We start from the raw sequence: 24,226 nt of genomic DNA on the forward strand, positions 1-24,226 counted from the left end.
GTGGCTCAATCAGCTACCCCTATTTTTTATGAAAGGATTGATTACATGAAGAAAATACGAAGCTATACCAGTATCTGGTCTGTGGAAAAGGTACTGTATTCTATCAATGATTTTAGACTTCCGTTTCCCATAACCTTTACGCAAATGACATGGTTTGTCGTGTCACTCTTTGCAGTGATGATACTTGGCAACTTGCCCCCTCTTTCCATGATAGAGGGAGCATTTCTCAAATACTTTGGGATTCCTGTGGCTTTCACATGGTTTATGTCTACAAAAACTTTTGATGGTAAAAAGCCTTATGGATTTTTGAAGTCTGTCATTGCTTATGCACTGCGACCAAAGCTGACCTATGCAGGAAAAAAAGTAACGCTTGGCAGAAACCAGCCACAAGAAGCCATTACAGCAGTTAGGAGTGAATTTTATGGCATATCCAATTAAATACATTGAAAACAATCTCGTCTGGAATAAAGACGGGGAATGTTATGCTTACTATGAGCTTGTTCCTTACAATTACTCATTTCTAAGTCCAGAACAGAAAATACAAGTGCATGATTCTTTCAGACAGCTTATCGCACAAAATCGTGATGGCAAAATTCATGCTTTACAAATCAGTACAGAATCCAGCATACGTTCTGCACAAGAGCGTTCCAAAAATGAAGTCACTGGCAAGCTCAAAGCGGTTGCCTATGACAAAATCGACCAACAGACAGACGCTTTAATATCCATGATTGGCGAAAATCAAGTGAACTACCGTTTCTTTATCGGCTTTAAGTTGCTTCTCAACGATCAGGAGTTTTCTATGAAAAGTCTTACCGTTGAAGCAAAAAATGCTTTGTCTGATTTTGTCTATGATGTGAACCATAAGCTGATGGGCGATTTTGTTAGTATGAGTAATGATGAAATCCTGCGTTTTCAGAAGATGGAAAAGCTCTTAGAAAATAAAATCTCTCGTCGTTTCAAAATCCGCAGGTTAGATAAGGACGACTTCGGCTATCTGATTGAACACCTTTACGGACAGACAGGCACTGCCTATGAAGAGTATGAGTACCATCTATCAAAGAAAAAGCTGGATAATGAAACGCTGATTAAATACTATGACTTGATTAAGCCTACTCGCTGTTTGGTGGAAGAAAAACAGCGATATTTGAAAATCCAGCAGGAAGATGAAACCGTCTATGTAGCTTACTTTACCATTAACAGCATTGTCGGAGAACTGGACTTCCCGTCCTCTGAAATCTTCTACTACCAGCAACAGCAATTTACATTCCCGATTGATACGTCAATGAATGTGGAAATTGTAGCGAATCGTAAAGCCCTATCTACTGTCCGCAATAAAAAGAAAGAACTGAAAGACTTGGATAACCACGCTTGGCAAAGTGATAATGAAACCAGCTCCAATGTGGCGGAAGCTCTGGAAAGTGTGAATGAGCTGGAAACCAATTTAGACCAAAGCAAGGAATCTATGTACAAGCTGTCTTATGTGGTAAGGGTATCAGCAAATGATCTTGACGAACTCAAACGTCGTTGTAATGAAGTGAAAGATTTTTATGACGATTTAAGCGTAAAACTGGTACGACCATTTGGGGATATGCTCGGCTTACATGAAGAATTTTTACCTGCCAGCAAGCGTTATATGAATGATTATATTCAATACGTGACCTCTGATTTCCTCGCTGGTTTAGGTTTTGGTGCTACTCAAATGCTGGGGGAAAATGAGGGGATTTATGTTGGCTACAGCTTAGATACTGGACGCAATGTCTATCTGAAACCTGCTCTTGCCAGTCAAGGGGTTAAGGGTTCAGTAACCAATGCGTTAGCGTCGGCTTTTGTTGGTTCGCTGGGTGGTGGTAAATCCTTTGCGAATAACCTTATCGTCTATTATGCGGTGCTTTATGGGGCACAAGCAGTGATTGTAGACCCAAAAGCAGAACGTGGCAGATGGAAAGAAACCTTGCCAGAGATTTCCCATGAAATCAATATCGTCACTCTGACTTCTGATGAGAAAAACAAAGGCTTACTTGACCCTTATGTGATTATGAAAAATCCCAAAGATTCTGAATCACTGGCTATTGATATTCTGACATTCCTTACGGGGATTTCCTCTCGTGATGGGGAACGCTTCCCAATCCTTAGAAAAGCCATTCGTGCAGTAACCAATAGTGAAGTACGAGGGTTGATGAAAGTGATTGAGGAATTACGGGTTGAGAATACGCCACTAAGTACCAGTATAGCCGACCATATCGAAAGTTTTACAGACTATGACTTTGCACATTTATTATTCAGTAATGGTTATGTGGAGCAGTCTATCAGCTTAGAAAAACAACTGAACATTATACAGGTTGCGGACTTGGTACTTCCCGACAAGGAAACTTCCTTTGAGGAATATACCACTATGGAGCTTTTATCCGTTGCTATGCTGATTGTCATTAGTACCTTTGCTTTAGACTTTATCCATACAGACCGAAGCATTTTCAAGATTGTAGATTTAGACGAAGCATGGAGCTTTTTACAGGTAGCACAAGGAAAAACACTATCTATGAAGCTGGTTCGGGCTGGTCGTGCTATGAACGCTGGGGTATATTTCGTGACCCAAAATACAGACGACCTCTTAGATGAAAAACTGAAAAATAACCTCGGCTTAAAATTTGCATTTCGTTCCACTGACCTTAACGAGATTAAAAAGACCTTAGCCTTTTTTGGTGTAGACCCAGAGGACGAAAACAATCAGAAGCGATTGCGTGATTTGGAAAACGGGCAATGCCTTATCAGTGATTTATATGGTCGTGTCGGTGTGATACAGTTCCACCCTGTATTTGAAGAACTGCTCCATGCCTTTGATACCAGACCACCTGTGCGAAAAGAGGTGTAAATGTGAAACCATCAATAGTAAACAGAATAAAATCAAACTGGACGCTGAAACGTCTAGGTAAAGTGGCAATGACAGTGGCTTTCACACTTGTGATTGCCATTTTTCTTTTAGCCATGCTGGGAACGGTGGTTCAAGCTGCGGGCTTGGTAGATGATACGGTCAATGTGGCAAATGAATACAGCCGATACCCACTTGAAAACTATCAACTGGATTTTTATGTGGATAATAGCTGGGGCTGGCTTCCGTGGAACTGGTCGGACGGGATTGGAAAACAGGTCATGTATGGACTATATGCCATTACCAATTTTATTTGGACAATCAGTTTGTATGTTTCCAATGCGACAGGTTACTTAGTACAGGAAGCCTATTCCTTAGACTTCATTTCCGCTACAGCAGATTCCATTGGTAAGAATATGCAGACCTTAGCTGGTGTGAGTGCAAACGGATTTTCAACAGAGGGTTTCTATGTTGGATTCCTCTTACTCTTGATTTTGGTTCTTGGGGTTTATGTTGCCTATACGGGACTGATAAAGAGAGAAACCACAAAGGCAATTCATGCCATTATGAATTTTGTGCTGGTGTTTATCCTATCGGCTTCCTTTATTGCCTACGCTCCCGACTACATTAAAAAAATCAATGACTTTTCATCAGACATCAGTAATGCCAGTTTATCACTTGGCACGAAGATTGTCATGCCCCATTCCGATAGTCAAGGCAAGGACAGCGTGGACTTAATCAGAGATAGCCTGTTTTCCATACAGGTTCAGCAACCGTGGCTACTGCTTCAATACAACAGTTCAGACATTGAAAGTATCGGTATTGACCGTGTGGAAAGCCTGCTCTCCACCAGCCCAGATTCCAACAATGGCGAAGACAGAGAAAAAATTGTTGCGGAAGAAATTGAAGACAGAAGCAATACCAATCTAACCATTACAAAGACCATTAACCGTTTAGGTACAGTCTTCTTCCTATTTGTCTTCAATATTGGGATTTCCATATTTGTATTCCTATTAACAGGAATCATGATTTTCTCGCAGGTACTTTTTATCATCTATGCTATGTTTCTGCCTGTGAGCTTTATTTTAAGCATGATTCCATCATTTGATGGTATGTCAAAACGAGCCATAACAAAGCTCTTTAATACCATTTTGACACGAGCTGGAATCACATTGATTATTACGACAGCATTTAGTATTTCAACCATGCTCTATACCTTATCGGCTGGTTATCCGTTCTTTTTGATTGCTTTTCTACAGATTGTGACCTTTGCAGGAATCTACTTCAAGCTGGGCGATTTAATGAGTATGTTTTCTCTACAGAGTAACGATTCTCAAAGTGTGGGAAGTCGTGTGATGAGAAAACCTCGTATGCTTATGCACGCTCACATGCACCGTCTACAGCGGAAACTTGGACGTTCCATGACTACTCTAGGGGCTGGGTCTGCCATTGTTACAGGTAAAAAAGGACAGTCGGGTTCGGGGAGTTCTGCAAGGACACAAGCAGATCACTCCCGACCAGACGGAAAGGAAAAATCAACACTTGGAAAACGTATCGGTCAAACCATCGGTACAGTAGCTGATACCAAAGACAGAATGGTAGACACTGCTAGTGGTTTGAAAGAACAGGTTAAAGATTTGCCGACCAATGCAAGATATGCAGTATATCAAGGAAAATCCAAAGTAAAAGAGAATGTCCGTGATTTAACCAGTAGTATTTCTCAAACCAAAGCGGACAGAGCCAGTGGACGCAAGGAACAGCAGGAACAAAGGCGAAAAACCATTGCGAAGCGTCGCTCTGAAATGGAACAGGTCAAACAGAAAAAACAGCCTGCTTCTTCTGTTCATGAAAGACCGACTACAAGACAAGAACAATATCATGATGAACAGACCTCAAAACAGTCTAATATTCAGACTTCATATAAGGAATCTCAACAAGCCAAACAAGAGCGTCCAGCAGTTAAGTCCGATTTTTCAAGTCCAAAAGTGGAACGCCAAGGCAATACCGTTCAAGAAAAAACCGTTCAAAAGCCAGCAACTTCAACCACTACAGCAGATAGAACTTCACAACGTCCAATCACAAAAGAACGTCCGTCTACTGTTCAAAGAGTACCACTACAAAATACAAGAAGTAGACCACCAATCAAAACCGCCACCATTAAGAAAGTCGGTAAGAAACCATGAAGTTGAAAACTTTAGTGATTGGTGGTTCTGGATTATTCTTGATGGTCTTCTCACTGCTTCTGTTTGTTGCCATTTTATTTTCAGATGAACAGGACAGCGGAATTTCCAATATTCATTATGGAGGTGTGAATGTTTCCGCAGAAGTGCTGGCTCATAAGCCTATGGTAGAAAAATATGCCAAAGAATATGGCGTTGAAGAATATGTCAACATACTTCTTGCGATTATACAGGTGGAATCGGGCGGTACTGCGGAAGATGTTATGCAGTCCTCGGAATCCCTCGGTCTTCCACCTAATTCATTGAGTACAGAAGAATCCATTAAGCAAGGTGTGAAGTATTTCAGTGAATTATTAGCCAGTAGCGAAAGTCTCAGTGTAGATTTAGAATCGGTTATCCAGTCCTACAATTATGGTGGTGGTTTCTTAGGGTATGTGGCTAATCGTGGAAATAAATATACCTTTGAACTGGCTCAAAGTTTCTCAAAAGAGTATTCAGGTGGCGAAAAAGTGTCTTACCCCAATCCCATAGCCATACCTATCAATGGGGGCTGGCGATACAACTATGGCAATATGTTTTATGTGCAACTGGTAACGCAGTATCTTGTCACAACAGAGTTTGATGATGATACGGTACAAGCCATCATGGACGAAGCACTGAAATATGAGGGCTGGCGATACGTTTACGGTGGAGCTTCCCCGACTACTTCTTTTGATTGTAGCGGACTGACACAATGGACGTATGGAAAAGCTGGAATTAACTTACCACGAACCGCACAACAGCAATATGATGTGACCCAGCATATCCCACTATCGGAAGCACAAGCTGGCGATTTGGTTTTCTTTCATTCTACCTATAACGCTGGCTCTTATATTACTCATGTTGGGATATACCTTGGCAATAACCGTATGTTTCATGCAGGCGACCCAATCGGTTATGCCGACTTAACAAGCCCCTACTGGCAACAGCATTTAGTGGGAGCAGGACGAATCAAACAATGAGAAAGGAAGATTTAATGATGAAATTTAGAAAAAATCAGAATAAAGAAAAACAGATACCAAAGGAAAAGAAACCTCGTGTCTACTATAAGGTCAATCCTCATAAAAAGGTTGTGATTGCCTTGTGGGTACTTTTAGGGCTTAGTTTCAGCTTTGCGATATTCAAGCACTTTACAGCTATAGATACTCATACTATTCACGAAACAACTATCATAGAAAAGGAATACGTTGATACTCATCATGTAGAAAATTTTGTAGAGAACTTTGCGAAAGTCTACTATTCATGGGAGCAATCCGATAAGTCCATTGATAATCGAATGGAAAGTCTAAAAGGCTATCTGACAGATGAACTTCAAGCTCTCAATGTTGATACAGTACGCAAAGATATTCCTGTATCGTCTTCTGTAAGAGGATTTCAGATATGGACGGTAGAGCCAACTGGCGACAATGAGTTTAATGTAACCTACAGTGTAGACCAGCTCATTACAGAGGGAGAAAATACAAAGACCGTCCACTCTGCTTATATAGTGAGTGTCTATGTAGATGGTTCTGGAAATATGGTACTGGTTAAGAATCCGACCATTACCAACATACCTAAGAAATCAAGTTATAAACCAAAAGCCATTGAAAGTGAGGGGACGGTTGATTCCATTACAACCAATGAAATCAATGAGTTTTTAACGACGTTCTTCAAGCTCTATCCTACAGCGACAGCCAGTGAACTTTCCTACTATGTGAATGACGGGATATTAAAACCAATCGGAAAAGAGTACATCTTTCAAGAACTGGTAAATCCTATTCACAATCGTAAGGATAATCAAGTCACGGTATCGCTGACAGTGGAGTATATCGACCAGCAGACCAAAGCAACGCAGGTATCTCAATTTGATTTGGTACTTGAAAAGAACGGGAGTAATTGGAAGATTATAGAATAACAAATATTGGTACATTATTACAGCTATTTTGTAATCACGTACTCTCTTTGATAAAAAATTGGAGATTCCTTTACAAATATGCTCTTACGTGCTATAATTTAAGTATCTATTTAAAAGGAGTTAATAAATATGCGGCAAGGTATTCTTAAATAAACTGTCAATTTGATAGTGGGAACAAATAATTGGATGTCCTTTTTTAGGAGGGCTTAGTTTTTTGTACCCAGTTTAAGAATACCTTTATCATGTGATTCTAAAGTATCCGGAGAATATCTGTATGCTTTGTATGCCTATGGTTATGCATAAAAATCCCAGTGATAAGAGTATTTATCACTGGGATTTTTATGCCCTTTTGGGCTTTTGAATGGAGGAAAATCACATGAAAATTATTAATATTGGAGTTTTAGCTCATGTTGATGCAGGAAAAACTACCTTAACAGAAAGCTTATTATATAACAGTGGAGCGATTACAGAATTAGGAAGCGTGGACAAAGGTACAACGAGGACGGATAATACGCTTTTAGAACGTCAGAGAGGAATTACAATTCAGACAGGAATAACCTCTTTTCAGTGGGAAAATACGAAGGTGAACATCATAGACACGCCAGGACATATGGATTTCTTAGCAGAAGTATATCGTTCATTATCAGTTTTAGATGGGGCAATTCTACTGATTTCTGCAAAAGATGGCGTACAAGCACAAACTCGTATATTATTTCATGCACTTAGGAAAATGGGGATTCCCACAATCTTTTTTATCAATAAGATTGACCAAAATGGAATTGATTTATCAACGGTTTATCAGGATATTAAAGAGAAACTTTCTGCCGAAATTGTAATCAAACAGAAGGTAGAACTGTATCCTAATATGTGTGTGACGAACTTTACCGAATCTGAACAATGGGATACGGTAATAGAGGGAAACGATGACCTTTTAGAGAAATATATGTCCGGTAAATCATTAGAAGCATTGGAACTCGAACAAGAGGAAAGCATAAGATTTCAGAATTGTTCCCTGTTCCCTGTTTATCACGGAAGTGCAAAAAACAATATAGGGATTGATAACCTTATAGAAGTGATTACGAATAAATTTTATTCATCAACACATCGAGGTCAGTCTGAACTTTGCGGAAAAGTTTTCAAAATTGAGTATTCGGAAAAAAGACAGCGTCTTGCATATATACGTCTTTATAGTGGCGTACTGCATTTGCGAGATTCGGTTAGAATATCGGAAAAGGAAAAAATAAAAATTACAGAAATGTATACTTCAATAAATGGTGAATTATGTAAAATCGATAAGGCTTATTCCGGGGAAATTGTTATTTTGCAGAATGAGTTTTTGAAGTTAAATAGTGTTCTTGGAGATACAAAAAGCTATTGCCACAGAGAGAGAATTGAAAATCCCCTCCCTCTGCTGCAAACGACTGTTGAACCGAGCAAACCTCAACAAAGGGAAATGTTACTTGATGCACTTTTAGAAATCTCCGACAGTGACCCGCTTCTGCGATATTATGTGGATTCTGCGACACATGAAATCATACTTTCTTTCTTAGGGAAAGTACAAATGGAAGTGACTTGTGCTCTGCTGCAAGAAAAGTATCATGTGGAGATAGAAATAAAAGAGCCTACAGTCATTTATATGGAAAGACCGTTAAAAAAAGCAGAGTATACCATTCACATCGAAGTTCCACCGAATCCTTTCTGGGCTTCCATTGGTCTATCTGTAGCACAGCTTCCATTAGGGAGCGGAGTACAGTATGAGAGCTCGGTTTCTCTTGGATACTTAAATCAATCGTTTCAAAATGCAGTTATGGAGGGGATACGCTATGGCTGTGAACAAGGATTGTATGGTTGGAATGTGACGGACTGTAAAATCTGTTTTAAGTATGGCTTATACTATAGCCCTGTTAGTACCCCAGCAGATTTTCGGATGCTTGCTCCTATTGTATTGGAACAAGTCTTAAAAAAAGCTGGAACAGAATTGTTAGAGCCATATCTTAGTTTTAAAATTTATGCGCCACAGGAATATCTTTCACGAGCATACAACGATGCTCCTAAATATTGTGCGAACATCGTAGACACTCAATTGAAAAATAATGAGGTCATTCTTAGTGGAGAAATCCCTGCTCGGTGTATTCAAGAATATCGTAGTGATTTAACTTTCTTTACAAATGGACGTAGTGTTTGTTTAACAGAGTTAAAAGGGTACCATGTTACTACCGGTGAACCTGTTTGCCAGCCCCGTCGTCCAAATAGTCGGATAGATAAAGTACGATATATGTTCAATAAAATAACTTAGTGTATTTTATGTTGTTATATAAATATGGTTTCTTGTTAAATAAGATGAAATATTTTTTAATAAAGATTTGAATTAAAGTGTAAAGGAGGAGATAGTTATTATAAACTACAAGTGGATATTGTGTCCTGTATGTGGAAATAAAACACGATTAAAGATAAGGGAAGATACTGAATTAAAAAAATTCCCCCTCTATTGTCCGAAATGCAGACAAGAAAATTTAATTGAAATAAAGCAGTTCAAAGTAACTGTGATTACAGAGCCAGACGCAAAGACGCAGAGCCGATAAAATGAGATTAATACAATCTCATTTTATCGGCTCTTTCCGTTATGTATGGATTCTTTTAATTAGTCTTCGATGTTTCTTGCTTCGTTGATACCGCTGGCTAAAGATTCCATTAAGGATAGTTCTTTGTCTGTAAAGCTATCCATGTATTTCTCTATCTGTAATCGTCGGGTGCTTTTTACCAAGTTATTAGCAGGTAGGGGTCCCGAGCGCCTACGAGGAATTTGTATCGATAAGAAATAGATTTAAAAATTTCGCTGTTATTTTGTACATTTAACTTGACGGTGACATCTCTCTATTGTGAGTTATTAGTGGTACAGTTTTCAACCGTTTTAATTATAAAAAAGTGGTGCATTTTTAAATTGGCACAAACAGGTAACGGTTATTGCAGGTGTATTTCTTATCTATGGGTTTAACATGGATTTTATCATTAAAATCATGAGTATTGTCCGAGAGTGATTGGTCTTGCGTATGGTTAACCCTAAAGTTATGGAAATAAGACTTAGAAGCAAACTTAAGAGTGTGTTGATTGTGCATTATCTTAAAATTTTGTATAATAGGAATTGAAGTTAAATTAGATGCTAAAAATTTGTAATTAAGAAGGAGGGATTCGTCATGTTGGTATTCCAAATACGTAATGTAGATAAAACATCTACTGTTTTGAAACAGACTAAAAACAGTGATTACGCAGATAAATAAATACGTTAGATTAATTCCTACCAGTGACTAATCTTATGACTTTTTAAACAGATAACTAAAATTACAAACAAATCGTTTAACTTCTGTATTTATTTATAGATGTAATCACTTCAGGAGTGATTACATGAACAAAAATATAAAATATTCTCAAAACTTTTTAACGAGTGAAAAAGTACTCAACCAAATAATAAAACAATTGAATTTAAAAGAAACCGATACCGTTTACGAAATTGGAACAGGTAAAGGGCATTTAACGACGAAACTGGCTAAAATAAGTAAACAGGTAACGTCTATTGAATTAGACAGTCATCTATTCAACTTATCGTCAGAAAAATTAAAACTGAACATTCGTGTCACTTTAATTCACCAAGATATTCTACAGTTTCAATTCCCTAACAAACAGAGGTATAAAATTGTTGGGAATATTCCTTACCATTTAAGCACACAAATTATTAAAAAAGTGGTTTTTGAAAGCCATGCGTCTGACATCTATCTGATTGTTGAAGAAGGATTCTACAAGCGTACCTTGGATATTCACCGAACACTAGGGTTGCTCTTGCACACTCAAGTCTCGATTCAGCAATTGCTTAAGCTGCCAGCGGAATGCTTTCATCCTAAACCAAAAGTAAACAGTGTCTTAATAAAACTTACCCGCCATACCACAGATGTTCCAGATAAATATTGGAAGCTATATACGTACTTTGTTTCAAAATGGGTCAATCGAGAATATCGTCAACTGTTTACTAAAAATCAGTTTCATCAAGCAATGAAACACGCCAAAGTAAACAATTTAAGTACCGTTACTTATGAGCAAGTATTGTCTATTTTTAATAGTTATCTATTATTTAACGGGAGGAAATAATTCTATGAGTCGCTTTTGTAAATTTGGAAAGTTACACGTTACTAAAGGGAATGTAGATAAATTATTAGGTATACTACTGACAGCTTCCAAGGAGCTAAAGAGGTCCCTAGCGCCTACGGGGAATTTGTATCGATAAGGAATAGATTTAAAAATTTCGCTGTTATTTTGTACAATAAGGATAAATTTGAATGGTACCATAAACGACCGTTTATGGTACCTTTTCATTTTCCTGCTTTTTCTAAATGTTTTTTAAGTAAATCAAGTACCAAAATCCGTTCCTTTTTCATAGTTCCTATATAGTTATACTTAATGAGTTATGGTACATTTAAATTATAAAATTAAGGAGGTTTTTTTATGATTTTTGGCTATGCTCGAGTGAGTACGGATGTTCAAAATCTTAGTTTACAAATTGATGCACTTACTCATTATGGAATTGATAAATTATTTCAAGAAAAAGTAACTGGTGCGAAAAAAGACCGACCGCAATTAGAAGAAATGATCAACCTACTACGTGAAGGAGATTCTGTTGTCATTTACAAGTTAGATCGAATTTCACGATCAACTAAACATTTGATTGAACTTTCTGAATTATTTGAAGAACTTAGTGTCAATTTTATATCTATTCAAGATAACGTAGATACTTCAACGTCTATGGGAAGATTCTTTTTCCGAGTTATGGCTAGTTTAGCAGAACTGGAACGGGATATTATTATTGAACGAACTAACTCTGGTCTTAAGGCAGCCAGAGTCCGAGGAAAAAAAGGGGGCCGTCCAAGTAAAGGTAAGCTATCAATTGATTTAGCTTTAAAAATGTATGACAGCAAAGAGTATTCTATTCGTCAAATTCTTGATGCCTCTAAATTAAGCAAAACAACCTTTTACCGTTACCTCAATAAAAGGAATGCTTAAGATATGGCTATGAAAAGAATTTTAACTACTTCACAGCGTGAACAACTTCTTTCTGTAGACCACTTATCAGAAGAGGATTTTAAAGCGTATTTTAGTTTTTCTGATTATGATCTGGAGGTTATTAATCAACACCGTGGAAAGGTCAATAAACTAGGATTTGCGATACAACTTTGTTTGGCCCGGTATCCTGGGTGTTCTTTAAGTAATTGGCCGATTAAATCAACCAGACTAACTTCTTATGTGAGTCGACAGCTCCATCTTGATGCAATTGATTTAAATTCATATGATCATAGAAATACACGTGCAAATCACTTCAACGAGATCTTAGAAGTATTCAACTATCATCGATTCGGTAGTGCTAATACACAAAAACAGTTAATAGAATATTTAATTGAACTAGCTTTAGAAAATGATGACTCTATCTATCTAATGAAAAAAACAATTGATTTCTTAACTCGAAAAAGAATTATTTTTCCATCTATAGCTACACTTGAAGACATTATAAGCCGCTGTCGAGATAAAGCAGAAAACAACTTATTTTCAATATTACTCTGTTCATTAACAGATATACAAATTGAAAAACTAGAGAGTTTGTTTCAAATTTATGAAGAGACGAAAATAACTAAACTCGCTTGGCTAAAAGACATTCCAGGTAAGGCAAATCCAGAAAGCTTTATGAGTATTTGTAAAAAAGTGGAAGTGATTGCTTCCATGGGACTCGGGACAATTAATGTCTCCCATATTAATCGGAACAGGTTTCTTCAGCTAGCTAGACTAGGGGAAAATTATGATGCATATGACTTCTCCCGTTTTGAGCTTGAAAAAAGATACTCTTTACTTATTGCTTTTTTAGTCAATCATCATCAATATCTGATCGATCAACTGATTGAGATTAATGACCGCATTTTAGCAAGTATTAAACGCAAAGGGACACGTGATTCACAAGAACAGTTAAAAGAAAAAGGAAAATTGGCTACTAAAAAATTGGAACATTATGCTTCTTTAATTGATGCTCTTCACTTTGCAAAAGATAATGATAGTAATCCTTTTGACGAAATTGAACGAATCATGCCTTGGGAAGATTTAGTACAAGATGGAGAAGAAGCTAAAAAAATTACAGGTAATAAAAATCATGGCTATTTAGAAATGGTTCGAAATAAAGCTAATTACCTCCGAAGATACACGCCAATGTTATTGAGGACCCTTTCGTTCAAAGCAACTCCGGCAGCAAATCCAGTCCTCATGGCCCTAACTCAACTAACTGATTTACACAATAGTGGTAAAAGAAAAATACCGGCAGATACTTCTACTGATTTTGTGAGTAAAAAATGGAAAAGCCTTGTTCGGCCAGAAGAGGGGAAAATAGATCGGTCTTACTATGAGTTAGTAGCTTTCACCGAGCTAAAGAACAATATTCGATCAGGAGATATTTCAGTTGAAGGAAGTATGATCCATCGAAATATTGATGATTACTTAGTTGATTTATCTGCTTGTATTGATTCAGAAACTATTCCAGACACGTTTGAGGACTATTTAAAGGATCGGGAAATAATTTTAGATTTACAGCTTCAATTTTATTCGACAGTTGATAAGAGAATTTCAAGAGCAAACCTTAAAAAGTTGGAAAAAGTTACACCTAGCGAAGCAGAAATATATAGAAAAAAACTTTATTCAATAATTCCTAAGATAAGGCTTAGTGATCTTTTAATTGAGGTGGACAGTTGGACCAACTTTTCACAAGAATTTAGTCATGATTCTACAGGGAAACCGCCGAGTGAACAAGAAAGAAAAATTATTTTTGCTGCTTTGCTGGGTTTAGGGATGAATATTGGTCTTGAAAAAATGGCCCAATCAACTCCTGGAATTTCTTATTCTCAGTTAGCCAATGCCAAACAATGGCGCTTTTATAAAGAAGCTCTGACTCGTGCTCAATCTGTTTTGGTTAATTATCAGTTAAAGCTTCCTGTTGCAGACTTTTGGGGTGAAGGAAAAACCACTGCTTCAGACGGAATGCGCGTCCCAGTGGGCGTCTCAGCTCTAAAATCCGATGTTAATCCACATTACAAAAGTATGGAAAAAGGAGCTACAATGATTCGATCAATAAATGATAGGCATACGACTCATCATATCGAGGTTGCTTCAACTAATACAAGGGAAGCTACTCATACCCTTGATGGCCTACTTTATCATGAAACAGATCTAGATATTGAGGAACATTTTACTGATACAAATGGGTATTCTGATCAGGTGTTTGGAATGACCGCATTACTAGGCTTTGATTTTGAACCTCGCATCAGAAATATAAAAAAATCACAATTATTTTCTATCAAATCACCTTCCTACTACCCTAACTTATCAGAAGATATAAGCGGAAAAATCAATGTAAAAATTATTGAAGAAAACTATGATGAAATTAAACGAATCGCCTATTCGATTCAAACAGGAAAAGTATCTAGTTCTTTACTATTAGGAAAGCTAGGCTCATACGCACGTAAGAATAGAGTAGCTCTTGCACTGAGAGAACTAGGTCGCATTGAAAAGAGCATTTTTATGATAGATTATATTACAGATAGTGAGCTACGGCGAAGGATCACTCATGGACTAAATAAGACAGAAGCGATTAATGCTTTAGCTAGAGAACTATTTTTTGGGCGACGCGGAAAATTTATGGAGCGCGATATTCGCCGACAACTTCAAAGTGCTAGTGCGCTTAATGTGTTAATAAATGCAATAAGTATATGGAACGCCGTCTACTTACAAGCAGCTTATAATTATCTCGTCAAAATAGATCCCGAAGTAACTAAGTATATGAAGCATGTATCTCCTATTAATTGGGAGCATATCACTTTTCTTGGAGAGTATAAATTTGACTTGTTATCTATTCCTAAACACTTAAGAGAATTGAATATAAAAAATAAATAGGCCTTGAAACATTGGTTTAGTGGGAATTTGTACCCCTTATCGATACAAATTCCCACTAAGCGCTCGGGACCCCAGGTAAGAAAAATTCATCAACGGAAACATGAAGTAACGATACAAGGTCATAAAGAACTTGTATGCTGGGGTGTTGCCCTTTATTTTCAATATTAGTTAAGTACCGTGGGTCAATTTCAATCAATGCTCCCACTTGTTCACGAGTTAAACCTCGTTTCAATCGAGCTTCTTTAATGGCTAAACCAAAGGCTCTAAAATCATATTTATCTTCTTTTTTACGCATAGTAGACCACCTCTATACATTTTATTGTTCCTACTGAATTAAAAACAGGTATAGAAAAACGTGTTATATGGTTTATAGGTTTATATTTAATAAAAAGCACTACTAAACGCCAATAAAAAAAACCGTTATATGGTAGTGCTATTTACGCTGTTAAAATATTGTATATTACTTCCAAATGGCGGTTTGTTGGAGGTCAACGTCGCCATGAAGTACATCATATACAATAAATTTCCTTACATTGGGTTCTTGTCAAAAAAAGTCGTCTATCTGCAATAGATAAGTACGTCCACCAATGTGGTTTTATAAATCATATAGATAGAATAACAGAAGCATGTAAACAGGGAAATAAATCTGTTTATATGCTTTTTTGGCTATTCAGAACTTTTTTACAAAGTTTATTTATCAGTAATGCAACAAATCCCCCTTTCACATTGGGACTAAGAGTGAAAGGAGATAAACGAGCAAGGCTCACTTCCTTTCCTAGACAGAAAGGGGGTGAGAAACATGAAACCATCTTCTTTTCAGACCACAATAGAAAATCAGTTTGACTATATCTGTAAACGTGCTATGGAAGACGAGCGAAAGAATTATATGCTTTATCTTTCAAGGATTGCAAAGCGTGAGGTGTCCTTTTCGGATGTTGGCGATTATCTTGTTAGCCAGTTTGCGACAACAGATAACTATTCAACTGACTTTCAGATTTTTACACTCAATGGGTTATCAGTAGGCGTTGAAAATGATTTGTTGAGTGAAGCATTACGTGAGTTGCCAGACAAGAAACGTGAAATTCTACTGCTGTTTTACTTTATGGACATGAGCGATTCAGAAATTGCAGACCTGTTGAAATTGAACCGTTCTACTGTCTATCGGCATAGAACCAGTGGACTAGCCTTAATTAAAAAGTTTATGGAGGAATTTGAAGAATGAAAACACAATATCCTATGATTCCCTTTCCTCTCATTGTAAAGGCAACAGATGGCGATACCGAAGCGATTAACCAGATTCTACATCATTACAGAGGGTACATAACGAAGCGTTCCCTACGACTTATGAAAGATGAATATGGCAATCAAAGTATGGTCGTTGATGAAGTCTTACGTGGAAGAATGGAAACCAGATTGATTACAAAGATTTTGTCATTTGAAATTAAGTAATATCCTCTCTCCTTTCGTGGAAGCGTGCTAAACCATTCCACGCTTCCCGAACAGGGAGGTTTGTTATTCCACCAAAGCATATTGAGCTTTCAATGTGTTTTGATAGGCTAACGAGCCATTGTTCTTTGAAAACTGAATAAAAGTAATCGAATACGTTTCGATAAGAAAAGAGCCAACGGAACTAACCGCCATGACCTATCTTATAAAGATAGCGAGCGATTCATGTTAGTGATCCGAGAAGCAATCTTTAGCAGGATTGCCTGCAACGACATTCTTATCGTGATAATGATACTCCCATACAGTCAATAGTCCGAGCGTGATAAAACCGTCGCAGGCAATGAGTATGGCTACATGAGAACCATGCAGGGGTGGAACTCCCGTGAGCTTTGCTAAAGCTGTTCGATTGCTGGTAAAACAACTTTTATGAAATCCAAATAAGTGATTTGGAAAGGAGGATTTTATGAAGCAGACTGACATTCCTATTTGGGAACGTTATACCCTAACCATTGAAGAAGCGTCAAAATATTTTCGTATTGGCGAAAACAAGCTACGACGCTTGGCAGAGGAAAATAAAAATGCAAATTGGCTGATTATGAATGGCAATCGTATTCAGATTAAACGAAAACAATTTGAAAAAATTATAGATACATTGGACGCAATCTAGCGTCGCCAAAGGGTCTTGTATATGATAAAATAGTATTAAGTCGTATCAAGGCTCTTTCCATAAAGGAAAGGAGCAAATGCCATGTCAGAAAAAAGACGTGACAATAAAGGTCGAATCTTAAAGACTGGAGAGAGCCAACGAAAAGACGGAAGATACTTATACAAATATATAGATTCATTTGGAGAACCGCAATTTGTTTACTCGTGGAAACTTGTGGCTACAGACCGAGTACCAGCAGGAAAGCGTGATTGTATCTCACTTAGAGAGAAAATCGCAGAGTTACAGAAAGACATTCATGATGGTATTGATGTTGTAGGAAAGAAAATGACACTCTGCCAGCTTTACGCAAAACAGAACGCTCAAAGACCAAAGGTTAGAAAAAACACTGAAACTGGACGCAAATATCTTATGGATATTTTGAAGAAAGACAAGTTAGGTGTAAGAAGTATTGACAGTATTAAGCCATCAGACGCTAAAGAATGGGCTATTAGAATGAGTGAAAATGGTTATGCTTATCAAACCATCAATAACTACAAACGTTCTTTAAAGGCTTCATTCTATATTGCTATACAAGATGATTGTGTTCGGAAGAATCCATTTGACTTTCAACTGAAAGCAGTTCTTGATGATGATACTGTCCCTAAGACCGTACTAACAGAAGAACAGGAAGAAAAACTGTTAGCCTTTGCAAAAGCTGATAAAACCTACAGCAAAAATTATGATGAAATTCTGATACTCTTAAAAACAGGTCTTCGTATTTCAGAGTTTGGTGGTTTGACACTTCCAGATTTAGATTTTGAGAATCGTCTTGTCAATATAGACCATCAGCTATTGAGAGATACTGAAATTGGGTACTACATTGAAACACCAAAGACCAAAAGTGGCGAACGTCAAGTTCCTATGGTTGAAGAAGCCTATCAAGCATTTAAGCGAGTGTTAGCGAATCGAAAGAATGATAAGCGTGTTGAGATTGATGGATATAGTGATTTCCTCTTTCTTAATAGAAAGAACTATCCAAAAGTGGCAAGTGATTACAACGGCATGATGAAAGGTCTTGTTAAGAAATACAATAAGTATAACGAGGATAAATTGCCACACATCACTCCACATAGTTTGCGACATACATTCTGTACCAACTATGCAAATGCAGGAATGAATCCAAAGGCATTACAGTACATTATGGGACATGCTAATATAGCCATGACGCTGAACTATTACGCACATGCAACATTCGATTCTGCAATGGCAGAAATGAAACGCTTGAATAAAGAGAAGCAACAGGAGCGTCTTGTTGCTTAGTAGTACAAATGAATTTACTACTTATTTACCACTTCTGACAGCTAAGACATGAGGAAATATGCAAAGAAACGTGAAGTATCTTCCTACAGTAAAAATACTCGAAAGCACATAGAATAAGGCTTTACGAGCATTTAAGAAAATATAAAAAGATAATTAGAAATTTATACTTTGTTTTTATTAAAAAGCAGCAAACTATAAACTAGTAGGTTCCACACTAAATGTAGCCCCATACTGCCCCACAAGTCCGATTTATAGCGTACCATCCCTAAAAACATTCCCAATGAAACATATAAACACCAAGCTAGAATGGTTCCTGGATGATGAGCTAAGGCAAATAAAACACTTGTCAAAGCAACTCGAATATCTAATTTTCTAACCAAGTTCCATAAAATTTCTCTATACAAAAATTCTTCAACCATACTCGCATTGATTAAGAACAATAAAAATGAAAACCAAGGAACTTGATGTTGAAGCCCAATTAAGTTTGCTTGATTTGTGCTTTCTTGAGCATGAATCAGACTAAAATATAGACTGATAATCAGTAGGCTAACGAATCCAATACCAATCCACTTTATCCTAGTTTCCATATTGACCTTGGCCACTTGTTTTCGTTGACCATACATCCATAAAAAAGAAATGAGCGACGCTCCATAGATAATCTGTAGTATAGTTAACTCACCGATACAAAGAAATTTCAGTAAGTATAAGGATACCAATAGGACATTTACTTGTTGGAATATATAAACTGGAATTATTCTTTTCATAGTTACCTCCGAAATAAATCTTCATAATCTAAATCTAATACCTGCACAATCCTCTCTACCCATGGACTTTGAGGCATTCGTTGTTCCATCTTGTAGTGACGAATCTTTTGATACAAACGATTCAATTCACTTGGATAGTGAAACTCTCCCGCAAACATTTTTCTGGTTAACTCAATCCAGCTGATATTTCTTTCAGCCAAAATAATGGACAAGTTCTCCCAAAATCGTTCAGCCATATTGCTTCTCCTTTAGTTAGATAAATAATGTGTTTGTGCCATGTAAATCAATTGTTTCGTATCTCTTGGTAATAAAGCCCTAGCTTCCTCCAAATTTAGATTTGGATAAACTCGCTTATTTGAAACCGCAAGAGGAAGTCTGATGGTTAGTTCAGGATTTTTTAATATCATTTCAATGAAATCCGTTAGTCTTAAATTGTCACGGTTCTTAAATCGTAATAAATTAGGAGATAAAAACTCAAAACAATCTGAAGAATAGCTCATCATCTCAATTAATTTATCCCTTGTCATTTCAGAAATCGAATGACAGGATACCTCAATGCCATAGTTTTGGAAGAATTCTAAAAGAAGTTGATTTCTATGGTTATTTTTACTTAGATAGAGATCAATCATGTGAGACCTCCCAAAGATTCGGTTCCATTTGATATTCTGAGACGATTAAGGAATCTAATAAATTGGAGAAGTTAATTGATTTCTTGTCTTCATCATAAGCTTTTACAGTTACTTGGGTTGTAAGTATTCCCTCTTTTCCCTCGGCTCGATAGCCTTGCCCATATAAAACAAAAACAAGATTATGATTATCATCTATAAAGGCATCAGCTCCGTTCTTTATATCCTGACTTTCAAGGAATTCCATAATGTTTTGAAGATAGGATTCGTAAAATAGGGGGGTAATTGTGTTTTTTATGGTAATAATCTAAAAATGTCACCTCAAACTCACATGGATAATTGGGCATCAAAAATATTTGTTCATCCAACTGCATCATTTCTGCATCATGTAATTCTGTTTCTAATTCATCACAATATAGTATTGACTCTTTATTTAGCGCTTTCATCTTTTTCCTCTATTTCTTTTAATTTTTTTGCGATTGCGGCAATCACAGGAACAGTTACACTATTACCAGCTTGTTTATAGAGCTGACTATTACTAGAAACTTTTCTAGCAGCTTCAAAAGCCCAATCAGGAAATCCCTGTAGGCGAAAACACTCTTTAGGAGTGATTCGTCGTATTCTCAAACGGTAAAATTGTCCATCTATTAAGACACCGGCTACATGATAAACTTGTTTATCTTCTCCTTCATAGCTAGCAACTACTACTCCCATTTGCCCACTAGTTGTTAACGTATTCGCTATACCTTTTCCAACTCTACCACGACGATACTGAGAACTTGGTCTTTCTAAATTGATTGAATCCCCAATCTCTGCTTGAGCATATCCTTTTTTCGTTGCCTCTCGGACTTTTAGAAATTTGATTGGTTCTGGAATCAGTATTTTGGGGATTTTATCTCCACCTTGCATTGTAGTTAGTGTTGGAGATAAGCCCTCACTTCCATAGACGCGACCAGTTTCCTTAAAGCTAGTCGGTAAATCTCCTACAACGACAATACCATGGCGATCCTGAGTATTTAAAGTAAACATTGGCTCTTGATTATCCTTGAAACGTCTACCATTTTGTCTTTTTTCTAATCTGTCTGGTGTCATACAAGGAATCGCAACCTTGAATCCTTCTCCTTTTCCACGAACTAAGGTTGGTGCAAGACCTTCTGAATAATAGACTTTACCGCTCATTCCACTTTTTGATGGATTCAAATTCCCTAGTGTTTTTAAAGTCTCAGAGTTAGTTGTTTGACCTTCTCGTCTGAAAGGAAATAAGAGTCTGGTACCTCTCTTTCTAGAATGTCCGATAATAAACACCCTCTCTCTGTTTTGGGGAACGCCAAAATCCTTACTGTTAAGCAACTGCCACTCAACATCAAACCCCAACTCATCAAGTGTGGTAAGGATTGTGGTGAACGTCCGTCCCTTATCGTGATTGAGTAGGCCTTTAACATTTTCAAGAAAAAGAAAACGTGGTTGGATTTGTTTGGCCGCCCGAGCAATTTCAAAGAACAAAGTTCCTCTAGTATCTTCAAATCCCAATCGTCTTCCTGCGATTGAAAATGCTTGACAAGGGAATCCCCCACAGATGATATCGACTTTCCCTCTAAGTTTTTTAAATTCTGCATCTGAAACATCTCGTATGTCATGAAATTCTATTTCTCCTTCCGTTTGAAAAATGGACTTATAAGATTTCCTAGCAAATTTATCAATCTCACAAAATCCAATACACTCGTGTCCAACACTTTCCATTCCAAGTCGAAATCCACCTATACCTGAAAATAAATCAATAAATCTCATTTCTTGATCACCTCTTTCTGATCGACTACCATTGTCATAACTGTCACTCCACTTGAAATGACAATAAGCATAACTAATATCCACTCGATTGACGACATTTAACCACCTCCTTTTCTAACACGGTTATTCCAAACAGAATACAGGCCATTAAACACAAATTCAGCAAGTACTTCCGCTCGTCTAACAAAGCGAACATTGTCAAGAGCATACTGATAGATTCTTTCAAAATCAGTCATAGCAATTTCACTGGCTGTTTCAGAAAAACCTTCTCGTCTAAATTGATCTTGTACCAATCCCCAAATATAATCTCGATCATATTTTGTGACCTTTTCTACTTTTCTTTTCAAAATAGGTTGAGTATTCCTATCCTCCTCATCCTCAATAAATAAAGAATCAGTCTCACTATATTTAGTCTCACTAACTTCAGTCTCTCTAGGGGCTGAATGTGAGACTGGGGCCGTTTCATTTTCAACCTGCCCTAGTCTTTTTTTAACACTAGGCCTGTTTGAATTACCTACTGGGGTAGAAGATAATTCCCCTAAATAAATCTTATTAGCTAGTCTTCCTTTCTCACTTGAAGACTGTTGAACTTCATCAATTAAGTCATATTCTTTAAGAATTTTTTTGATAGACAGTAATTTTGACTTCGAGCAACCTAACAGCTTCATCAGTTTAGAATTAGAAAATACTAAATAAACCGCTCCTTCTTCATCTATCCAACCACGACTGAGAGATAATTCTAAACGATCTTTTAAAATAGAATAAGCCACCTTTACTTCTAGTTTCATATCCATATATTTCTCATCCTCAAAAAGAATTTTAGGTAATTTGTAATACCGTTCTGAAGTTTGGTATTGATTTGCGGTAATTCGTTTCATAGCGCACCTCCAAGTTCTTTGAGTGTTAAATCTCCGCTTGATTCCAATTGAACCAAGCCACTTTTTTCCAATTCAGCCATAAGAGAGATGGTTTCAACAATGTCAATTCCCATTTCACGTACTAAAAATGAAATGACAATATAGCGTGATGATTGTAATTCTTTTGTCATTTTCCCTCCTGAAAATAAAAAAAGGAGAACAATATACAATTGTTCTCTCTTTAGATAAATATTTATTGTTGTATTCATTTTTCCGATGCGCAAACGACATCTACAAATACATATACATCTATGTGCCTTTTTAGGACTTTTCTGACGTCAAAATTGCCTTTATCTACAAAGACAAAATGCTTGTAAAATAGCTTAAAATCAAGGATTTTCACCCTTTTTTTCGTTGTAGCAACACTACACACTCCACGTGATGCGTTTGAGGAAATAAATCCACTGGCTGAACTTTCTTCAACTCATATCCCAATTCTTGGTAGAGTTTGATATCACGCGCCATGGTGGCGACATTACATGAGATATAGGCGATGCGGTCGGCTCCTGTTTGGCTACTTGCCTTGATAAAGCTTTCTGTGAGTCCTTTTCTTGGTGGGTCCACTAGTATAAGGCTTGGTTGAATTCCATCTTTAAGCCAATTTTTCATAGCATTTTCAGCTGTGTCACAAACATAGTGGGCATTTGAAATATTGTTTAGCTGAGCATTCTTTTTGCTATTCTCAACCGCTTCTGGAATCACTTCGACACCATAGACTTCCTTGACATGTTTCGCAACAGAAAGACCAATCGTCCCGATACCAGAATAGGCATCAATGATCACATCGTCTTCTTTTAATGCAGCAAAGTCAATGGCTGTTTGATAAAGCTTCTCTGCCATTTGAGTATTGACTTGGTAAAAAGCGGGTCCAGCGATTTGGTAGTCATTTCCCAACATCTGATCAGTGATAAAGTCTTGTCCATAAAGTGTGCGCCACTCCTTACCAAAAATCGCATTTGTATTCTGGTCGTTGATATTTTGCATAACAGACACAATCTCTGGAAACTGCTTGATTAGTTGATCAATCAATTGTTCCACACGGAAAACTTTAGGACGAGTAGTTACCAAAATCACCATGATTTGTCCTGAGTAGTGGCCACGACGCACCACAAGATTCCGAATCAAGCCAGCTTGTTCCTTTTCATCATAAGGTTTCAAATCATAACGGCGGAGCAAGTCTCGTAGGGCTATTACTACCTCATCAATCACAGGATCCTGGATAAAGAAATCTTCTAGAGGCATGAGGTCATGCGAATTCTTACGGAAAAATCCTGTTTCCAAGACACCATTTACTCGACGAACAGGCACCTGAGCTTTGTTGCGATACTTGACTGGATTTTCCATGCCAAGCGTTTCAGCAACCTCTACATCTGCAATTCCAGCAATCTTGTATAGACTATCCTTAACTTGCTTGGTTTTAAACTTGAGCTGTTCTGGATAGGCAAGATGACCTAAATCCGCGATTCCTGAACGCAGGTAAGCCAAATCTAGATCTTGATTACGGTATGGTGATTGGACAAGGTATTCTTCAACTTTCCCAAAACCAATCTTTTTATTGACCTTGAGGACACGCATGAGGATTTTTTCACTCGGTAAAGCATTCTCGACAAAAAAGACCAAACCATCAACCTTGGCAACTCCTGCCCCTTCATGGGTCAAGTCGACAATTTCAACTTCTACAATATCATTTTTCTTTAACATTCTCTTCTCTTTCTATTGGCCGATAAAAAAGACGGCAACGTTACGGTTACCATCTATTATACCATGAA

The 24,226-nt window shown here is 37.3% G+C and carries 22 protein-coding genes and 5 pseudogenes; 17 read left to right on the forward strand and 10 right to left on the reverse strand.

What is annotated here, in order from left to right:
- Positions 1–45: 45 nt before the first annotated feature.
- From N8M16_RS01310 to N8M16_RS01345, 8 genes and pseudogenes are all read left to right on the forward strand, one after another.
- Positions 46–438, forward strand: a complete 393-nt coding sequence (locus tag N8M16_RS01310) for a conjugal transfer protein (RefSeq protein WP_000723888.1) — start codon at positions 46–48, stop codon at positions 436–438.
- Positions 422–2,869: a conjugal transfer ATPase TcpF gene (gene tcpF / locus N8M16_RS01315; RefSeq protein ID WP_000331160.1), complete on the forward strand. Its 2,448-nt coding sequence runs from the start codon at positions 422–424 to the stop codon at positions 2,867–2,869. The genes N8M16_RS01310 and tcpF overlap by 17 nt, the downstream gene beginning before the upstream one ends.
- Before the next feature lie 2 nt (positions 2,870–2,871).
- Positions 2,872–5,049, forward strand: a complete 2,178-nt coding sequence (locus N8M16_RS01320; RefSeq protein ID WP_000804748.1) for a CD3337/EF1877 family mobilome membrane protein — start codon at positions 2,872–2,874, stop codon at positions 5,047–5,049.
- Positions 5,046–6,047: a bifunctional lytic transglycosylase/C40 family peptidase gene (locus tag N8M16_RS01325; RefSeq protein WP_261069519.1), complete on the forward strand. Its 1,002-nt coding sequence runs from the start codon at positions 5,046–5,048 to the stop codon at positions 6,045–6,047. The genes N8M16_RS01320 and N8M16_RS01325 overlap by 4 nt, the downstream gene beginning before the upstream one ends.
- On the forward strand, positions 6,044–6,979 hold the full coding sequence (locus tag N8M16_RS01330; RefSeq protein ID WP_001224320.1) for a conjugal transfer protein: 936 nt from the start codon (positions 6,044–6,046) through the stop codon (positions 6,977–6,979). Before N8M16_RS01325 ends, N8M16_RS01330 begins: the two co-directional genes overlap by 4 nt.
- 313 nt (positions 6,980–7,292) lie before the next feature.
- A pseudogene (locus tag N8M16_RS10260) lies at positions 7,293–7,340 on the forward strand (hypothetical protein); the annotation flags it as partial.
- 15 nt (positions 7,341–7,355) lie between these two features.
- A complete protein-coding gene (gene tet(M) / locus N8M16_RS01340; protein ID WP_261069520.1) occupies positions 7,356–9,275 on the forward strand; it encodes a tetracycline resistance ribosomal protection protein Tet(M) in 1,920 nt (639 codons plus the stop codon).
- A gap of 118 nt (positions 9,276–9,393) precedes the next feature.
- Entirely contained in the window at positions 9,394–9,561 is a 168-nt protein-coding gene (locus N8M16_RS01345; RefSeq protein WP_000336323.1) for a cysteine-rich KTR domain-containing protein, read from the forward strand.
- Positions 9,562–9,620: 59 nt separating this feature from the next.
- On the opposite strand, the pseudogene N8M16_RS01350 reads toward N8M16_RS01345, so the two are convergent.
- Positions 9,621–9,758, reverse strand: a pseudogene (locus N8M16_RS01350) (XRE family transcriptional regulator); the annotation flags it as partial.
- 283 nt (positions 9,759–10,041) lie between these two features.
- Between N8M16_RS01350 and N8M16_RS10230 the strand changes: the two are divergent.
- From N8M16_RS10230 to N8M16_RS01370, 5 genes and pseudogenes are all read left to right on the forward strand, one after another.
- Positions 10,042–10,125, forward strand: a pseudogene (locus N8M16_RS10230) (MLS leader peptide); the annotation flags it as partial.
- A gap of 48 nt (positions 10,126–10,173) precedes the next feature.
- On the forward strand, positions 10,174–10,257 hold the full coding sequence (locus tag N8M16_RS01355) for a 23S rRNA methyltransferase attenuation leader peptide (protein ID WP_018451764.1): 84 nt from the start codon (positions 10,174–10,176) through the stop codon (positions 10,255–10,257).
- A 124-nt stretch (positions 10,258–10,381) separates the two neighbouring features.
- Positions 10,382–11,119, forward strand: coding sequence for a 23S rRNA (adenine(2058)-N(6))-methyltransferase Erm(B) (erm(B), locus tag N8M16_RS01360; RefSeq protein ID WP_001038790.1), 738 nt, complete (start codon positions 10,382–10,384; stop codon positions 11,117–11,119).
- 354 nt (positions 11,120–11,473) lie between these two features.
- Complete coding sequence (locus N8M16_RS01365) at positions 11,474–12,028, forward strand: recombinase family protein (protein WP_261069521.1); 555 nt, start codon at positions 11,474–11,476, stop codon at positions 12,026–12,028.
- A gap of 3 nt (positions 12,029–12,031) precedes the next feature.
- The gene (locus N8M16_RS01370) at positions 12,032–14,950 is read left to right on the forward strand and encodes a Tn3 family transposase (RefSeq protein ID WP_001240982.1); all 2,919 of its coding nucleotides are present in this window, start codon (positions 12,032–12,034) and stop codon (positions 14,948–14,950) included.
- 73 nt (positions 14,951–15,023) lie between these two features.
- On the opposite strand, the pseudogene N8M16_RS01375 reads toward N8M16_RS01370, so the two are convergent.
- Positions 15,024–15,245, reverse strand: a pseudogene (locus N8M16_RS01375) (helix-turn-helix domain-containing protein); the annotation flags it as partial.
- Between the two features lie 504 nt (positions 15,246–15,749).
- Between N8M16_RS01375 and N8M16_RS01380 the strand changes: the two are divergent.
- The 4 genes from N8M16_RS01380 to N8M16_RS01400 all read left to right on the forward strand — a co-directional run bounded on the left by N8M16_RS01380 (position 15,750) and on the right by N8M16_RS01400 (position 18,362).
- Positions 15,750–16,172, forward strand: a complete 423-nt coding sequence (locus N8M16_RS01380; protein WP_000804885.1) for a sigma-70 family RNA polymerase sigma factor — start codon at positions 15,750–15,752, stop codon at positions 16,170–16,172.
- Complete coding sequence (locus tag N8M16_RS01385; RefSeq protein ID WP_000857133.1) at positions 16,169–16,399, forward strand: helix-turn-helix domain-containing protein; 231 nt, start codon at positions 16,169–16,171, stop codon at positions 16,397–16,399. The genes N8M16_RS01380 and N8M16_RS01385 overlap by 4 nt, the downstream gene beginning before the upstream one ends.
- A 460-nt stretch (positions 16,400–16,859) precedes the next feature.
- The gene (locus N8M16_RS01395; protein WP_000814511.1) at positions 16,860–17,063 is read left to right on the forward strand and encodes an excisionase; all 204 of its coding nucleotides are present in this window, start codon (positions 16,860–16,862) and stop codon (positions 17,061–17,063) included.
- 81 nt (positions 17,064–17,144) lie between these two features.
- Positions 17,145–18,362, forward strand: coding sequence for a tyrosine-type recombinase/integrase (locus N8M16_RS01400; RefSeq protein ID WP_001291561.1), 1,218 nt, complete (start codon positions 17,145–17,147; stop codon positions 18,360–18,362).
- A 161-nt stretch (positions 18,363–18,523) separates the two neighbouring features.
- On the opposite strand, the gene N8M16_RS01405 is transcribed toward N8M16_RS01400, so the two are convergent.
- The 8 genes and pseudogenes from N8M16_RS01405 to rlmD all read right to left on the reverse strand — a co-directional run bounded on the left by N8M16_RS01405 (position 18,524) and on the right by rlmD (position 24,158).
- A complete protein-coding gene (locus N8M16_RS01405; protein WP_000821271.1) occupies positions 18,524–19,126 on the reverse strand; it encodes a CPBP family intramembrane glutamic endopeptidase in 603 nt (200 codons plus the stop codon).
- A 2-nt stretch (positions 19,127–19,128) separates the two neighbouring features.
- Entirely contained in the window at positions 19,129–19,362 is a 234-nt protein-coding gene (locus N8M16_RS01410; protein ID WP_000840776.1) for a hypothetical protein, read from the reverse strand.
- Positions 19,363–19,374: 12 nt separating this feature from the next.
- Positions 19,375–19,755: a thioredoxin domain-containing protein gene (locus tag N8M16_RS01415; RefSeq protein WP_000566528.1), complete on the reverse strand. Its 381-nt coding sequence runs from the start codon at positions 19,753–19,755 to the stop codon at positions 19,375–19,377.
- Positions 19,748–20,198: pseudogene (locus N8M16_RS01420) on the reverse strand (hypothetical protein). The gene N8M16_RS01415 and the pseudogene N8M16_RS01420 overlap by 8 nt, the downstream one beginning before the upstream one ends.
- The gene (dcm, locus tag N8M16_RS01425; protein ID WP_261069522.1) at positions 20,182–21,540 is read right to left on the reverse strand and encodes a DNA (cytosine-5-)-methyltransferase; all 1,359 of its coding nucleotides are present in this window, start codon (positions 21,538–21,540) and stop codon (positions 20,182–20,184) included. The pseudogene N8M16_RS01420 and the gene dcm overlap by 17 nt, the downstream one beginning before the upstream one ends.
- 98 nt (positions 21,541–21,638) lie before the next feature.
- Positions 21,639–22,418, reverse strand: coding sequence for a replication initiator protein A (locus N8M16_RS01430; protein ID WP_000822768.1), 780 nt, complete (start codon positions 22,416–22,418; stop codon positions 21,639–21,641).
- On the reverse strand, positions 22,415–22,588 hold the full coding sequence (locus N8M16_RS01435) for a hypothetical protein (RefSeq protein ID WP_261069523.1): 174 nt from the start codon (positions 22,586–22,588) through the stop codon (positions 22,415–22,417). The genes N8M16_RS01430 and N8M16_RS01435 overlap by 4 nt, the downstream gene beginning before the upstream one ends.
- 208 nt (positions 22,589–22,796) lie before the next feature.
- Entirely contained in the window at positions 22,797–24,158 is a 1,362-nt protein-coding gene (gene rlmD / locus N8M16_RS01440) for a 23S rRNA (uracil(1939)-C(5))-methyltransferase RlmD (protein WP_084924382.1), read from the reverse strand.
- Between the last annotated feature and the right edge of the window lie 68 nt (positions 24,159–24,226).

Origin of the sequence: Streptococcus mitis (assembly GCF_946188375.1) — a bacterium.
Lineage (GTDB): Bacteria > Bacillota > Bacilli > Lactobacillales > Streptococcaceae > Streptococcus > Streptococcus mitis_CX.

Bases quoted from the DNA above. Each gene is read 5' to 3' on its own strand.
- N8M16_RS01310 (WP_000723888.1), top strand. From the start codon at position 46: ATGAAGAAAATACGAAGCTATACCAGTATCTGGTCTGTGGAAAAGGTA.
- tcpF (WP_000331160.1), top strand. From the start codon at position 422: ATGGCATATCCAATTAAATACATTGAAAACAATCTCGTCTGGAATAAA.
- N8M16_RS01325 (WP_261069519.1), top strand. From the start codon at position 5,046: ATGAAGTTGAAAACTTTAGTGATTGGTGGTTCTGGATTATTCTTGATG.
- N8M16_RS01330 (WP_001224320.1), top strand. From the start codon at position 6,044: ATGAGAAAGGAAGATTTAATGATGAAATTTAGAAAAAATCAGAATAAA.
- N8M16_RS01355 (WP_018451764.1), top strand. From the start codon at position 10,174: ATGTTGGTATTCCAAATACGTAATGTAGATAAAACATCTACTGTTTTG.
- N8M16_RS01365 (WP_261069521.1), top strand. From the start codon at position 11,474: ATGATTTTTGGCTATGCTCGAGTGAGTACGGATGTTCAAAATCTTAGT.
- N8M16_RS01370 (WP_001240982.1), top strand. From the start codon at position 12,032: ATGGCTATGAAAAGAATTTTAACTACTTCACAGCGTGAACAACTTCTT.
- N8M16_RS01380 (WP_000804885.1), top strand. From the start codon at position 15,750: ATGAAACCATCTTCTTTTCAGACCACAATAGAAAATCAGTTTGACTAT.
- N8M16_RS01385 (WP_000857133.1), top strand. From the start codon at position 16,169: ATGAAAACACAATATCCTATGATTCCCTTTCCTCTCATTGTAAAGGCA.
- N8M16_RS01395 (WP_000814511.1), top strand. From the start codon at position 16,860: ATGAAGCAGACTGACATTCCTATTTGGGAACGTTATACCCTAACCATT.
- N8M16_RS01400 (WP_001291561.1), top strand. From the start codon at position 17,145: ATGTCAGAAAAAAGACGTGACAATAAAGGTCGAATCTTAAAGACTGGA.
- N8M16_RS01405 (WP_000821271.1), bottom strand. From the start codon at position 19,126: ATGAAAAGAATAATTCCAGTTTATATATTCCAACAAGTAAATGTCCTA.
- N8M16_RS01410 (WP_000840776.1), bottom strand. From the start codon at position 19,362: ATGGCTGAACGATTTTGGGAGAACTTGTCCATTATTTTGGCTGAAAGA.
- N8M16_RS01415 (WP_000566528.1), bottom strand. From the start codon at position 19,755: ATGATTGATCTCTATCTAAGTAAAAATAACCATAGAAATCAACTTCTT.
- dcm (WP_261069522.1), bottom strand. From the start codon at position 21,540: ATGAGATTTATTGATTTATTTTCAGGTATAGGTGGATTTCGACTTGGA.
- N8M16_RS01430 (WP_000822768.1), bottom strand. From the start codon at position 22,418: ATGAAACGAATTACCGCAAATCAATACCAAACTTCAGAACGGTATTAC.
- N8M16_RS01435 (WP_261069523.1), bottom strand. From the start codon at position 22,588: ATGACAAAAGAATTACAATCATCACGCTATATTGTCATTTCATTTTTA.
- rlmD (WP_084924382.1), bottom strand. From the start codon at position 24,158: ATGTTAAAGAAAAATGATATTGTAGAAGTTGAAATTGTCGACTTGACC.